This is a genomic window from Dietzia natronolimnaea, assembly GCF_002289575.1.
GTDB lineage: Bacteria > Actinomycetota > Actinomycetes > Mycobacteriales > Mycobacteriaceae > Dietzia > Dietzia natronolimnaea_A.
The window spans coordinates 13,600-27,383 of the sequence record NZ_NTGA01000024.1 but is presented as its reverse complement, the minus strand read 5'-3'; the positions used below and the strand labels follow the sequence as shown (position 1 = coordinate 27,383).

The following is a 13,784-nucleotide window of genomic DNA, read 5'->3' as shown; positions in this document are numbered from 1 at the left end:
TTCTGTGACGCATCGGTCGAGAGCGGGCCGCCGAGAACGCGACGGGTATTCACAGAACGCGCTCGATCAGCACAGGGCTCAGGCACCGGGCGCAGGACGCAGAACGCGCGACGCGGGGCGGCGTCAGCTGGACTAGCCTTGGATCCCATGATCACCGCCATCGTCTTTGTCCACGCCGAGACGGCGCGCATCCCCGAGGTCGCCGAAGAGATCGCCGAGATCGACGGCGTCTCCGAGGTGTACTCGGTCACGGGCACCATCGACCTCATCGTGTTGGTGCGGGCCCGCCGTAACGAGGACGTGGCCGACATCGTCTCCGACCGCCTGAACAAGGTCCGGGGTGTGGTCGACACCGAGACGCACATCGCCTTTCGCGCGTTGTCGAAGCACGACCTCGAGGCGGCGTTCTCCCTGGGGTACGACGAGTAACCACCTGCCGTCCGACCACCTGCGGCGGTCGACAGGTGAGTCGGCTCAACTATCCGAACTGCATCCGCGCGAGCCGTCGTGCCCGTCGCCGCGCCCGCTGCAACTCCGCGAGCAGCGCCTTGCCTGTCCACTGGAGTCGGTCGGGTCCGGCCCGCTCGGCCTCGTGCACCAACTCGACAATGTGAGCGCACGCGGGCGTCGCGACCCCGAGCCGCCGGCCCATCCGGACGACCTCGCCCTGGAGGATGTCGATCTCGGTAGGTCGTCCGCGGATCAGGTCATCGTTCATCGACGAGGTCCCGTCCGCATCGACCCCCATGACGGTCCTGGCGAGTCTGCGGAACACAGGCGTCGGCAGCCGCATGACGGACGGAAGCATCCCGGCCGGCACGGCGATGGGTACCCGGGGCACCACCCCGGCCGCGGTGAAGACCCGGATGGCCTCGCCCTGGCAGAGCGCGACGCATCTGCGTAGGTCACGATCGACGAGTTCGTCTCGCAGAGGAAGTCCGGACAACGCCTGGACCGCATTGTTGAGGTTCAACAGGACCTTGCCGTGCAGCACCGCCTGGATGTCGTCGGTCGCCCGCACCGGGAGATCGGCCTCGTCCATCACCCGGAGGAGTGGGGCGGCGAGCGGGTGTTCGGCGATCCGGATCTCACCGGCGCTGGTCCGCCGGTAGGTGGAGGGCCCGGTGCGGGCCACATTGAAGGGGATGATCCCGGCGATCACGGGGTTCGTGCCCACGCCGTCGCGGATGGAATCGGCCGAGTGCAGTCCGTTCTGGAGGCCCACCACCAGGGTCCCGGGACGTAGGAACGGGACGAATTCGGCGGTGGCTGCCGCGGAGGACCCCGCCTTGGTGCACACGAGTACCACGTCAGAGCGGCGGACGGACTCCGGCGTCTCGGAGAGCGTGAGCGCCTCGGACGGCACGTGGATGCGGTCGTCCACGCCCTTCCCGGCCTCCACGGTGAGCCCGACCGCACGGATCGGGTCGAGGACATGGGGGCGCCCGACCAGGGTCACGTCGGCGTGGCGCGCGAGTCTTCCGCCCAGGTAACACCCGACGACGCCGGCACCGATGACGGTGATGCGCAAGGGGGTGTCGGAGCCGACCATGGTGCTGGACGATACGACATTCGCGCCGGTCCGGGGAGGGATCGCGCGTGGGCCCACCGGGCGGAGGGGAACTCAGTGACGTCGAGGTCGCACGACGATTTCGGTGGGGTGGGCGTCGGGCGTCGACTCGAGAGCGTGACGCACCGCGGTCGCCACGGAGTCCGGGTTGAGGTGGACCGACGGGTCGTAGGTCCCGCCCTCGGCGGCGACGATCGCCCTCTGCATGTCCGTGTCCACCCGGCCGGGATGGATCGAGGTGACGCGGAGGCCCGGCTCCTCCCCGCGGAGCGTGTCGGTGACGGCGCGGAGTGCGAACTTGGAGGCGCTGTAGGAGCCCCAGCCCGGCTTGGCGGTGGTCCCCGCGCCGGAGTTGATGACGACGACGTGGCCGCGGGCCGCGCGCAGGACCGGGAGCAACACCCTGGTGAGCTCGACCACGGCGAGGACGTTGACCTCGAACGCGCGACGCCACTGGGCGGCGTCGGTCTCGTCGATCCGCCCCAGTTCCGCCACCCCGGCGCAGTGGATCACCCCGTCGAGGGTGGAGATACCGTCGGCCACCGCCGAGACACCATCGGGCGTCGTCAGGTCCGCTGTCACCACCCGGGCGGACCGACACGTGCGTGCCACGGATGCCAGGGCGTCGGCGTCGCGGCCCACCAGGATCAGCTCGTGATCGGCGTCGAGCGCCCTGGCCGTGGCCGCGCCGATCCCACGGGAGGCGCCGGTGATCATGACTGTGCCCATGCCCGGTGAGGGTAGACGCCCCACCGGCCCGGTGGGAGGTCCCGATGGAGTCGACGACGGCTGGATCAGTGCGGGGTCGCGGTGCTGTCGATGGCGTCGAGCAACGCGTTGAGGGCGGGGACCGCAGCGGATAGCGACTCCCGGTGTTCCGAGGACAACATCGACAGGTGGGCGGCGAAGTCCTGGTCGCGCTCCTCGAGCACCTGGTCGATCCGTGTCCGTCCGAGGTCGGTGAGTTGCACACAGACGCCCCGGCCGTCGGACTCGTCCCGCACGCGCTCCACGTAACCCATGCCCTCCACCACGTTCACCGAATTGCTGGTGGTGGGGACCCTGACGTTCTCCAACCGGGCCAGGTCGCTCATGCGCAACCGTCCATGGCTGGCGAGGGTGTGGAGGATGGAGGTCTGGGCGCGGCTGAGGGCGTACTGGGTGTTCTGCCGCCGTACCAGCAGGTCCAGTCGGAGGAGGATGGGACGGAACTGCGTTGCCAACCCCGAGTTCGCCGACCCGGACGGCAGCTGCGCTCTCGCCGCCCCGGACCGCCCCGCCCCCCGCGGCGCCGGATGCCGCGCCGTCATTTCGCCTGCCACAGTGTCCACGTCGTGCCCCCTGACCAGTGGTCCCCTCGGTCGCATGGGAGATGAAAGCACGATCCCGAGCGGTTGTGGGACGTCATCTATTGCTGTGAGGGATACTGCTGGCATGGATTTGTATCACCAGGTGACCGGTTCCGGACCGACGATCATCCTCATGCACGGTGTCTGCCACCGTGCCCATGCGTGGGACCCGGTCGTTCCGCTGCTCGCGGACCGGTACCGCGTGGTCGTGGTGGACCTGCCCGGGCACGGGAAGTCCGCGGATCTCCCCGAGGCGGGTGACGCGCTCGAGTACATGATCGACCAACTGACCGAACTCCTCGCGGAGCTCATGCCCGCCGGGGAGCGCCCCCACGTCGCCGGGAACTCGCTCGGCGGATTCATCGCGCTCGAGTTGGGTGCCCGCGGCCTGGCGGACAGTGTCACCGCGCTCTCCCCGGCCGGGTTCTTCCGCTCCAACGCCGAGTGGCGCTACACGATCACCGTGTTCCGGGGTCTGCGCCGGGGAGCCGCGAAGCTGGGACGGCACATGCCCGTCGTGACCGAGAGGGCCGCGGGCCGTGCGGTGATGATGGCGGCGTTCTGCGCCCGGCCGTGGCGGTATCCGGCCGAGGCGGCGGCGATCGACGGGGAGGCGATCGTCAGCAACACGGTGCTGGACCGCGCGGACCGCGGCACCTTCGTGTTCTCCGCGCCGGTGGATGAGGACCTTCCGATCACCATCCGGTGGGGGCGGTTCGACCTGGTCCTGCCGGTCCGTCAGGTCTCGCTGGCGTCGAGGCTGTTCCCCCAGGCCAGAGTGGAGATCTCGGCAGACGGGCACGTTCCGATGTCGGACGATCCGGAGGGCGTCGCCGCCTCGATCGCCGCGACGGTCGAGCGCGGGTTGGCGCATGCGGGGTCGGCGAGTCGGGTCTGACGGCGCGCGACCGACGGCGCGGGATCGGCCTCTCATCCCTGCCCACCCCGCGCCGGCCCCGCACACGAACGGTCAGGAACCGAGCGACCCCGCCGGCAGGGAGCCCCCGGACAGCGAACCCCCGGACAGCGAACCCCCGGACAGTGAGCCCGTCCCGCCGGTGAACCCGTCCTTCCACGCCACGACCGTCGAGGGCCGCGGCTGGCTGGTGCCGCCGTCCGGCCAGTGGGAGGCGGGGTTCTCGATCGAGGACCCGTCCTTCTCCCCGGGGTGCTGGACGTTGACGATCGCCCGGTCGGAGAAGACGAGCGGGCCGCAGGTCTCCGCACCCACGGGCACGGTGAGGAACAGCTTGGTCTCCCCCCGGTTCGGCCCCTCGGTGGCCACGGAGTACAGCCCGTCGTTGAATCCGAGCGCGTTGCCGTCTGTCGACACCCACAGCCCACCGGCGGGGTCGAAGGCCACGTTGTCCGGGCAGGAGATCGGGCTGACCTTGGATTTGTCGAAGCCGCCGAAGTAGGTGTCGGCGGCGGCGGGGTCGCCGCAGACCAGGAGCAGGTTCCAGCCGAAGGTCGTCCCGGCGTGGTCGTCGGTGATCTCGACTACCTGACCGTGCTTGTTGTCATGCCGGGGGTTGGCCTCGTCGACCTGACCGACGGTGCGGCGGGTGTTGTTGGTCAGCGCCATGTAGACCTTGCCGGTCGTGGGGCTGGGCTCGACGTCCTCCGGACGGTCCATCTTCGTGGCCCCGACCGCGTCACCCGCCATCCGGGTGTACACGGCGACCTCCTCGGCGCTCATGCCGGGGACGTGGGAGACGGCGTTGCCGGCGGAGTCGACGGTCAGGAGCGGGATCCAGGCACCCGTGCCGTCGAATGCGCCGTCCGAGGGGAGGGCGCCCGACCCGTCGATCTCGGACGCCGGGGAGTTGCCGGTAAAGGTGGCCACGTAGAGGGTCCCCTCGTCGAGGATCCTCATGTTCTGTTCCCGGGCCGCCGGGGTCCGCCCCGGCACGATGGTTCGGCTGGAGATGAACTTGTAGAGGTAGTCGAATCGCTCGTCGTCGCCCGAATAGATGACGACGGTCCCGTCCGCCGTCACGTGGACCGTTCCGCCCTCGTGCTTGAACCGGCCGAGCGCCGAGTGCTTGACGGGCGTGGAATCCGGGTTCCACGGATCGACCTCGACGACGTAGCCGAAGCGGTTGACCTCGTGGGGTTCGACGGCCAGGTCGAAGCGGCTGTCGAAACGCTCCCACTTGCGCCCGGACTCGCCGACCGACACACCGTAGCGCCGGAGGGCCTCCACTCGCGCCGGGTCGGTGACGGAGCCGGTGGTGCCGAAGTACTGGTTGAAGTTCTCCTCGCCGGACAGGACCGTCCCCCAGGGGGTGTGGCCGCCGGCGCAGTTGTTGAGCGTGCCCAGCACGCGGGTCCCGGTGGGGTCGGCGGTGGTCCGGGTGAGCGCGCCGACGGCGGGACCACGCAACTCGAACGGCGTCGTCGCGGTGATGCGGCGGTTGTACGAGCCCATCACGGGATCGAGCCCGCCATCGGACGGCCTGCTGGCGAGTTCGACCACCGTCATACCGTGAGCGGCCCAGGCGATCTCGACCTGCTCGCGGGTGGGGGCCGCGGAGTCGTACCCGCGGAACATCATCGGCTCGGTGGTGTACTCGTGGTTGACCGTGAGCAGGAACCTCTCGTCCCGATCGTCCATGGGGAACAGGACCGCCAGGTCGCAGTTGAAGCCGTACTGCACCGCCTGCGCGGCGGCCGACTGGTTCTCGAAGTCGAAGGCGGGGCCTCCGGGGATCACCGGATCTCCCCAGCGGATCACCACGTCGCTGGAGTGCCCGGCCGGCACCGTGACGGCGTCCGCGGTGTTGGGGGACACGGGGAGGAAACCGGTGTCGAGAGTGCCCCCACCCGACGATCCGAGAGCGCCCGCCGACCCGGTGCCGAGGGAGCCCTGCGCGGCGGCGGTGGCCGGTAGAACCTGCGTGGCCCCGACGGCGAGCGCGATCACGCCGGCCGCCTTGAGGGCCCCGCGCCGGCTGATCTCGGCGGCGACGTCGCCGAAGTACGGATTCCCGCTGGCGTTGGGGGCGGGTGACGCACACTGGTCGCCGCACTTGTACAGGCAGGTCAGGTGCTGGCGGTTGGAGATGCCGGGCGTGGCGATGGGAAGCAGAGTGCGGACTGACAACGGTTCTCCCTGAGGGTGTGTGGGTCGCGCACGGGCGCACGAGGACGGTGTGACCCTAGGGAGCGCGGGCGACGGCACGGGCGAGGTGAGGACACGTGCGGATGAACTGTGGGCGCAGTGCCGGTGAACACCGGTCCCGTGACGCTACAGTCGTCGTGACAACCCTCAATCTCGGATCGTCCGGCACGTTCCTGCCGGTGAAGGGAAGGATCTCTCCATGGCTACGGTGACCTTCGAGAACGTGTCCATCATCTACCCGGGCGCCGCACGGCGCAGTGTGGACCGACTCGATCTGGAGATCGCCGACGGCGAGTTCCTGGTCCTGGTGGGACCGTCGGGCTGCGGGAAGTCCACCACTCTCCGCGCGCTCGCCGGGCTCGAGGACGTCTCGGCCGGACGCATCCTCATCGGCGACAGGGACGTCACCGGGACGGAGCCCAAGGACCGGGACATCGCGATGGTCTTCCAGAACTACGCGCTCTACCCGCACTACACCGTGCGCGAGAACATGGGTTTCGCGCTCAAGCTGGCCAAGGCCTCCAAGAAGGAGATCGCGGAGAGGGTGGACCGCGCCGCGGAGATGCTCGACCTCACGGACTACCTCGACCGCAAGCCCAAGGAACTCTCCGGTGGTCAGCGCCAGCGGGTCGCCATGGGTCGGGCGATCGTGCGCAACCCGCAGGTGTTCCTCATGGACGAGCCGCTGTCGAACCTCGACGCCAAGCTCCGGGTGGCCACCCGCGCCCAGATCGCCAAACTGCAACGTGACCTGCGTACCACCATGATCTACGTGACCCACGACCAGGTCGAGGCCATGACGATGGGGGATCGGGTGGCGGTGCTCAAGGACGGCATCCTGCAGCAGGTCGACACCCCGCGCGAGCTGTACCACAACCCGGTCAACGCCTTCGTCGCCGGCTTCATCGGATCGCCGTCGATGAACCTCTTCGACGCGCCCGTCTCGGACGGCAGAGTGGACCTGGAGGGTTTCGCGGAAGAGGTCCCGCCGGGGTCCGGACCGAGGGTCACCGTCGGCGTGCGACCCGAGCACCTGCGGATCGCCGGGGACGGTCACGGGTTGGAGGTGACCGTGGACCTGGTCGAGGAGCTGGGGGCGGACAGCTACCTGCACTGCTCCACCGCGGACGGGCACCCGGTGGTCTACCGGGCCGAATCGGGTGACCACCCGGGTAAGGGCGAGACCATGTTCCTGGCCGCGCTCGACGGCGAGGTCCGCTTCTTCGACGTGGAGACCGGCCTGCGACTGCGGTGACCGGGTGCGCCGAGGCGCGCCACAGGGCTCGATGAGGGCGGTAGTGGCGGACTGCAACATCTGTTGTTGCTAGAGTGTCGCGTGTGATCTGAGTCTCGCGGCCCACGGGCGGCGGTACGGCGGGGAGTCGGCGATGGGACCGTCCATGGTCCGACGCCACAGGCCCCGTGTGGGTTACGCTCAGCGGGACCTCAGAGAGACCCGCGTCACAGTGAACCCGGGATCACCCGACCGCCGGCACACGTCGGCGGTAGGCGAGACACGACAGTAGGAGAGAGCGCATGGCCGTTCACGGCAGGTTCCTCAAGGCGGCGGCGGCCGCATCCATGGTCGCGGTGCTCACCGCGGCCTGTGGCAACGGTGGTGGTGACGACTCCGACGAGCAGGCGGAGGCCGGCACCTCGGGCGTCGGCCCAATCACCTTCGCGATGGGCAGCAACGACACGGACAAGCTCCGTCCCGTCATCGAGCAGTGGAACGCGGAGAACCCCGACCAGGAGGTCACCCTCCGTGAGCTCCCCGCCGAGCAGGACGGCCAGCGGGACACCCTCACGCAGTCCCTCCAGACCGAGAGCGGCGAGTACGACGTGTTCGCTCTCGACGTCACGGACACCGCGTACTTCGCGGCCAACGGGTGGCTGCAGCCGATCGAGGGCGACACCGAGGTCGACACGTCCGGCCTGATCGAGGCCGCCGTGGACTCCGCGACCTACAACGGCACGCTCTACGGCATCCCGCAGAACACCAACGCCCAGCTGCTGTACTACCGCACGGACCTCCAGCCGGAGGCGCCCGCCAACTGGGACGCACTGGTCGCGTCCTGCGAGGCCGCGGAAGGCGCCGACGTCGACTGCCTGCAGACGCAGCTCAGCCTCTACGAGGGCCTCACCGTCGCCGCCACCCAGTTCATCCACAGCTGGGGCGGTCAGGTCGTGGGTGACGACGGGCAGACCCCGGAGCTCGACACCGATCAGGCACGCGCCGGCCTCACCGCCCTGGTCGACGCCTACCAGAACGGCGTGATCCCCCCGCAGACCGACGCCTTCACGGAGGAGGAGACCGCGCAGGCCTTCCTCGCCGGCGAGACCATGTACTCCTACAACTGGCCGTACATGTACGAGTCGGGCCAGTCCGATCCCACGTCCCAGGTCCAGGGCCGGTTCGAGGTCGCACCCATCGTCGGCCAGGACGGCGCAGGCCGGTCCACCCTCGGCGGCTACAACAACGCCATCAACGTGTTCTCCGAGAACAAGGCCACGGCCCAGGCGTTCCTCGAGTTCATCATCTCCGAGGACGTCCAGATGGGCTTCGCCGAGCAGTCGTTCCCGCCGGTCCTGTCCTCGATCTACGACGACGAGGCGCTGCAGCAGGAGTTCCCGTACATGCCGGCCCTCAAGGCGGCTCTCGAGAACGCCGAGCCGCGCCCGGTCACGCCGTACTACCCGGCGGTGTCCAAGGCGATCCAGGACAACACGTTCGCCGCGCTGCGTGGCGAGAAGAACGTCGAGCAGGCGCTCACCGACATGAGCGCCGCGATCGACCAAGCGGCTCAGTGACACCAGAGTCCGAACAGCAGGTATGACATCACCGCGCTGATGGGCCCCGGGTAGCATTCCCGGGGCCCATCGGCCGTCGTGGTGAGGGCGGGTGCGATCCGATGAGGAGCTGCAGCGATGACGACGAGTGAGAAGTCCCCGGCGCCACTGGTCGAGAAGAGATTCGACTGGCGTCCGGTGTGGATGGTGGGCCCCGCGCTCGCGATCCTCGCGGTGGTGATCGGTTACCCGGTCGTCCGTGCGGTGTACCTGTCCTTCCAGGCCGACCGCGGCCTCGATCCCGCCACGGGGATGTTCTCGGACGGTGGGTTCGCCGGGTTCCAGCACTATCTCTACTGGCTCACCCAGGCGTGCCCGGCCCGGGGCGGCGACGGCACCATCCCCTGCCCGCCCGGTGTCTCGGCCGTCGACTTCTGGCCCGCCATGGGCAACACCCTGTTCTTCACCGTCACCACCGTCTCGCTCGAGACCGTGCTCGGCTTCGCCATGGCGGTGGTCATGGGCAAGAGCATCTGGGGACGCTCGCTCCTGCGCGCGGCGGTCCTCGTGCCGTGGGCGATCCCCACCGCCGTCACCGCCAAGCTCTGGGCGTTCATCTTCGCCCCCAACGGGATCGCCAACACGATGCTGGGCACCAACATCGCCTGGACCACCGACCCGTTCTACGCCCGTATGGCCATCATCATCGCGGACGTGTGGAAGACCGCGCCCTTCATGGCGCTGCTGATCCTCGCCGGGTTGCAAATGATCCCCGGGGACGTCTACGAGGCGGCCCGAGTGGACGGCGCCTCACGGTGGCAGCAGTTCACCAGGATCACGTTGCCGCTGGTCCGGCCGGCCCTGATGGTGGCGATCCTCTTCCGCACCCTCGACGCGCTGCGCATGTACGACCTGCCCGTGATCCTCGTGTCGGCCAACTCCGGCTCGCCCACCGCGACGGTGTCCATGCTGGTGGTCAACGAGATGCGGATGGGCAACTTCAACAGCGCGTCCGCCATATCGACACTGGTGTTCCTGCTGATCTTCGCCGTGGCGTTCGTCATGGTGAAGTTCCTCGGCGCGAATGTCGTCGATGACCGCACCGGCAAGAAGGAGGAGATCCGGTGAGTCACCGAGCGCCTGAACCGTCCACGTCGTCCACCACGCGGCCGCCCACCTCGTCGTCGTCACACCCCGGTCTCCACGATCGGGACAACAACGACGACCTCCGGCCGCCCCGCAAGCCACTCGGCCCGAGGATCGGCACCTACATCGGGGCCCTGCTCATCCTGATCTGGGGGCTCGCGCCGTTCTACTGGATGCTCGTCACGGCGTTCCGCGACAACCGGTTCGTGTTCTCCGCCAGCCCCGTGCCCTCGCACCTCACCCTCGACAACTTCCGTGAGGCGCTGGCCACGGACGCGGGCAACAACTTCTTCGGTGCGATCATCAACTCGGTGATCATCAGCTCCATCACCACCGCGCTGGCGCTGCTCTTCGGCGTCTTCACCGCCTATGCGCTCGCGCGGGTGGACTTCCGCGGGAAGTTCCTCGTCACCGGCGTCATCCTGGCCGCGTCGATGTTCCCCGGCGTCGCGCTGGTCACGCCGCTGTTCCAGCTGTTCACCGACATCGGCTGGATCGGCACCTATCAGGCGCTCATCATCCCCAACATCTCGTTCGCGCTGCCCCTGACCATCTACACCCTGACCTCGTTCTTCAACGACCTGCCCTGGGAGCTGGAGGAGGCGGCGCGCGTCGACGGCGCCACCCGCGGCCAGGCGTTCATCAAGATCATCCTGCCGCTCGCCGCGCCGGCGTTGTTCACCACCGCGATCCTGGCGTTCATCATCACGTGGAACGAGTTCCTGCTGTCGCAGCAGCTGTCCAACTCCTCGACCGAGCCGGTCACCGTGGCGATCGCCCGGTTCTCCGGGGTCAACCCCTACATCCCGCCGCACGCGGCGATCATGGCGGCGGGTGCGCTCGTCACCGTCCCGCTGGTGATCATGGTGCTGATCTTCCAGCGACGGATCATCTCCGGCCTCACCGCCGGCGGTCTGAAGAGCTGACCGGTCGTGGCTCGGAGCGGCGGGGACGCGCTCGGGACCCGGCAGCGGCTGGAGGTCCTGGGCGGGTTCGTCGGGTTCTTCACCGTGCTCGCGCTGGTCAACGCGGTCGGCCTGATCGTGGTCGGGCGCCCGTCGATCCTCGCCTCGTTCGTGCTGGTGCTCATGCTCGCGGCGTCCGGCTACACCTTCCGCGTGTGGCGCCGGGCCGACCGCGCCGTCAACCGCGGCTGAGTCCGCCCCTCAGCGACGGAGCCGGGCCGTCAGCGGCCGTCGCGCCAGGCCACCAGCGACTCCACCAGATCCAAGGGGTAGTCGGGCCCGTTCAGGCCCACGGTGAACAGCGTGACGCCCTCGGCCAGCAGGGCGTCCGCCGAGCGCCGCGCGTCGTCGGCGGAGGCGGCGCCGCCGATCTCGGTGGAGCGCTCGATCTCGGCCGGGTCCCGACCGACGTCGGCGCAGTGCCCGGCCAGCACCCCGGACTTGTGGCGGTAGGTCTCCACGTCCACGAACGAGTGCCAGATGTCGGCGTGGCGGGCCACGTGCTTCAGGGTCTTGCGCTCGCCCCCGCCGCCGAGGAGCACCGGGATGTGCCGGGTCGGGGGAGGGGTGAGCGTGGCGAAGCGACGGTCGATCCGCTCGAGCGAGTCGCCGAGGTCGTCGAGGCGCGACCCCTTGGTCCCGAAGTCGTACCCGTACTCGGTGTAGTCCCGCTCGAACCACCCGCTGCCCAGGCCCAGGATCAGGCGGCCGCCCGAGATGTGGTCGACGGTGCGGGCCATGTCCGCCAACAGGTCCGGGTTCCGGTAGCTGTTGCAGGTGACCAGGGCGCCGATCTCCACCCGCTCGGTCTGCTCGGCCCAGGCGGCGAGCATGGTCCAGCACTCGAAGTGCGCGCCGTCGGGGTCGCCGTAGAGCGGAAAGAAGTGGTCCCAGTTGAACACCACGTCGACGCCCGCGTCCTCGGACCGGCGGACGGCATCGCGCAGGAGACCGTAGTCGGGCGCGTGCTGCGGTTGGAGTTGGACGGCGATGCGGACCGGGCGGTCGGTGTTCGGGGTCATGCGCCCAGTCTGGTCCGTATCGCCGCCCGGCGCACCCGACCCGCGATGTCGCCGGGTGCACACGCGTCGCGCACCCGGGCGCGGGTCGGATGCACCCCGGCCCTCGCTACCGCTCGCGTTCGAGGAGGAACCAGAAGTGCTCGCCCTCGTGGAGGGTCCCCCGGCCGTTCATCACGGCCAGGAGGGTGTCGGGGTCGACGACGGCGAAGTGGTCGATCACCGGCAGCCGGTCGTACACCATGGAGGCGCACGGGCGGCCGCGGAACGAGACCTCCCAGAGCGAGGCGCCGCCCCCGCCGGTCGCGGAGGTGTCCGGGACGACCGCCCCGGACTCGTCGGTGACCAGGATCGGGTCCACCTTCCGCGGGTCGGTGAAGTCCTTGCCCCACCAGCGCATCTGCCCGAGCATCGCGAACATCGGGTGCCTGGTGTCGAGGCCGGTGCCCTTCCACCGGGTCCCGGCGATCTCGTCGATCCCGGCGGGCTCCAGCGAGTCCCACAGTGCCGACACCCGGTCGGTGGGGACGGTCTCCAGGGCCCGGATCGCGGCCAGCTCGTCGGTGTGCGGCGCGTTCACAGCCCGTACGTCTTCCCGATGATGTCGCGCTGGACCTCGTTGGTGCCGCCGTAGATGGTGGACACCACGGCCTGGCGGACGAGGCGCTCCATGCCGTACTCGGTGGCGTAGCCGTAACCGCCCATGGACTGCATGCACTCGAGGGTGACCCGCTTGCTCAGCTCGGAGGCCTTGAGCTTGGCCATGGAGGCCTCGCGCGGGAAGAGTGCCTGGGGGTCGGACTCGTCGATCTTCCTGGCCACGGCGTAGACCAGCAGGCGGGTGGCCTCGATCTCGGTCGCCAGGTCCGCCATCCGGTGCCGGATGACCTGGAACGTGCCGACGGGGCGGCCGAACTGCTCCCGCTCGCGGATGAACGTCAGGCAGTCGTCGAAGGCGCGCTGGGCCACGCCGAGCTGCATGGCGGCCAGGATGAGCCGCTCGGTGTTCAGGCCGGTCATGAGCTGCTTCCAGCCGCCGCCGACCTCGCCGATCACCGAGTCGGCGGGCAGGCGGACGTCCGTGAAGTACAGGTCGTTGACCTCCTTGCCGCCCATGGTCTCGATGCCGGTGATCTGCAGACCCTCGATGTCGGCCGGCACGTCGAACATGGTGATGCCCTCGTGCTTGGCGCCGGACGAGTCGGTCCGCGCGACAAGGAGGATCCGGTCGGCGAAGTGGGCGTTGGAGCACCAGGTCTTCTGGCCGGTGATCACCCAGTCGTCGCCGTCGCGGACGGCCTTGCAGCGCAGCGCCGCGACGTCCGACCCGGCGCCGGGTTCGGACATCGAGATGGACAGGGTCCCGCCCTTGACGACCAGGTCGAGCGCGCGTCTGCGCTGCTCCTCGGAGCCGAACTTCTGGTAGGCGGCACCGGTGATGAGGGTCGGGCCGATGCCACCGATGGGGGCGAGGCCGCGCAGCGAGTGCTCGAGCAGCAGGCACAGTTCCACGGCTCCGGCGTCGGCGCCGCCGTACTCCTCCGGGACGGTCAGCCCCAGCCAGCCGAGCTCGGCCATCTTGGCGTAGATCTCGGGCGAGTGGGTGCCGCCCTCGGTGGTGAGCTCCCGCCGCTTCTCGGCGCTTCCGACCTCGCGCGCGCAGAAGTCGTCGATGGACCTGGCGAAGTCCCGCTGTTCTTCGGTGAGGATGTCGAACACGTCTGGCCTCGGTTTTCTGTCAGGGGGTGACGGTGGCGGGCACAGTCGACTACTGTGGTCCGTATCACGGACGGTACATCAAATATATGTGATCGGAAACTG

At 69.3% G+C, this 13,784-nt stretch carries 14 protein-coding genes; 7 read left to right on the top strand and 7 right to left on the bottom strand.

What is annotated here, in order from left to right; all coding sequences use genetic code 11:
- Positions 1 to 147: 147 nt before the first annotated feature.
- A complete protein-coding gene (locus tag CEY15_RS13570; RefSeq protein ID WP_095718906.1) occupies positions 148 to 429 on the top strand; it encodes an Lrp/AsnC family transcriptional regulator in 282 nt (93 codons plus the stop codon).
- A gap of 49 nt (positions 430 to 478) precedes the next feature.
- On the opposite strand, the gene CEY15_RS13565 is transcribed toward CEY15_RS13570, so the two are convergent.
- From CEY15_RS13565 to CEY15_RS13555, 3 genes are all read right to left on the bottom strand, one after another.
- Positions 479 to 1,552, bottom strand: coding sequence for a 2-dehydropantoate 2-reductase (locus tag CEY15_RS13565; protein WP_095718905.1), 1,074 nt, complete (start codon positions 1,550 to 1,552; stop codon positions 479 to 481).
- Between the two features lie 72 nt (positions 1,553 to 1,624).
- A complete protein-coding gene (locus CEY15_RS13560) occupies positions 1,625 to 2,299 on the bottom strand; it encodes an SDR family oxidoreductase (RefSeq protein ID WP_017835204.1) in 675 nt (224 codons plus the stop codon).
- 65 nt (positions 2,300 to 2,364) lie between these two features.
- Complete coding sequence (locus tag CEY15_RS13555; protein WP_245847620.1) at positions 2,365 to 2,901, bottom strand: MarR family transcriptional regulator; 537 nt, start codon at positions 2,899 to 2,901, stop codon at positions 2,365 to 2,367.
- A gap of 103 nt (positions 2,902 to 3,004) precedes the next feature.
- On the opposite strand from CEY15_RS13555, the gene CEY15_RS13550 reads away from it, so the two are divergent.
- Entirely contained in the window at positions 3,005 to 3,817 is an 813-nt protein-coding gene (locus CEY15_RS13550; RefSeq protein WP_095718903.1) for an alpha/beta fold hydrolase, read from the top strand.
- Between the two features lie 72 nt (positions 3,818 to 3,889).
- Here CEY15_RS13550 and CEY15_RS13545 read toward each other — a convergent pair whose 3' ends face one another.
- Positions 3,890 to 6,025, bottom strand: coding sequence for a PhoX family protein (locus CEY15_RS13545; protein ID WP_095718902.1), 2,136 nt, complete (start codon positions 6,023 to 6,025; stop codon positions 3,890 to 3,892).
- Between the two features lie 217 nt (positions 6,026 to 6,242).
- Here CEY15_RS13545 and CEY15_RS13540 point away from each other — a divergent pair, with 217 nt between their 5' ends.
- The 5 genes from CEY15_RS13540 (at position 6,243) to CEY15_RS13520 (ending at position 11,136) form a co-directional block, all read left to right on the top strand.
- Positions 6,243 to 7,298, top strand: coding sequence for an ABC transporter ATP-binding protein (locus tag CEY15_RS13540; protein ID WP_095718901.1), 1,056 nt, complete (start codon positions 6,243 to 6,245; stop codon positions 7,296 to 7,298).
- A 281-nt stretch (positions 7,299 to 7,579) separates the two neighbouring features.
- The gene (locus tag CEY15_RS13535) at positions 7,580 to 8,854 is read left to right on the top strand and encodes an ABC transporter substrate-binding protein (protein ID WP_095718900.1); all 1,275 of its coding nucleotides are present in this window, start codon (positions 7,580 to 7,582) and stop codon (positions 8,852 to 8,854) included.
- Positions 8,855 to 8,971: 117 nt separating this feature from the next.
- Complete coding sequence (locus tag CEY15_RS13530) at positions 8,972 to 9,961, top strand: carbohydrate ABC transporter permease (RefSeq protein WP_095718899.1); 990 nt, start codon at positions 8,972 to 8,974, stop codon at positions 9,959 to 9,961.
- Positions 9,958 to 10,905 carry a carbohydrate ABC transporter permease gene (locus CEY15_RS13525; protein WP_176475119.1) on the top strand — a complete coding sequence of 316 codons (948 nt, stop codon included), beginning with the start codon at positions 9,958 to 9,960 and terminating at the stop codon, positions 10,903 to 10,905. The genes CEY15_RS13530 and CEY15_RS13525 overlap by 4 nt, the downstream gene beginning before the upstream one ends.
- A gap of 6 nt (positions 10,906 to 10,911) precedes the next feature.
- Positions 10,912 to 11,136: a hypothetical protein gene (locus CEY15_RS13520; RefSeq protein ID WP_095718898.1), complete on the top strand. Its 225-nt coding sequence runs from the start codon at positions 10,912 to 10,914 to the stop codon at positions 11,134 to 11,136.
- 29 nt (positions 11,137 to 11,165) lie between these two features.
- Here the strand turns inward: CEY15_RS13520 and CEY15_RS13515 are convergent, their stop codons facing one another.
- From CEY15_RS13515 to CEY15_RS13505, 3 genes are all read right to left on the bottom strand, one after another.
- A complete protein-coding gene (locus tag CEY15_RS13515) occupies positions 11,166 to 11,966 on the bottom strand; it encodes an LLM class F420-dependent oxidoreductase (RefSeq protein ID WP_095718897.1) in 801 nt (266 codons plus the stop codon).
- Positions 11,967 to 12,072: 106 nt separating this feature from the next.
- A complete protein-coding gene (locus CEY15_RS13510) occupies positions 12,073 to 12,543 on the bottom strand; it encodes a DUF4334 domain-containing protein (RefSeq protein ID WP_095718896.1) in 471 nt (156 codons plus the stop codon).
- Positions 12,540 to 13,682, bottom strand: a complete 1,143-nt coding sequence (locus tag CEY15_RS13505) for an acyl-CoA dehydrogenase family protein (protein ID WP_095718895.1) — start codon at positions 13,680 to 13,682, stop codon at positions 12,540 to 12,542. The genes CEY15_RS13510 and CEY15_RS13505 overlap by 4 nt, the downstream gene beginning before the upstream one ends.
- Between the last annotated feature and the right edge of the window lie 102 nt (positions 13,683 to 13,784).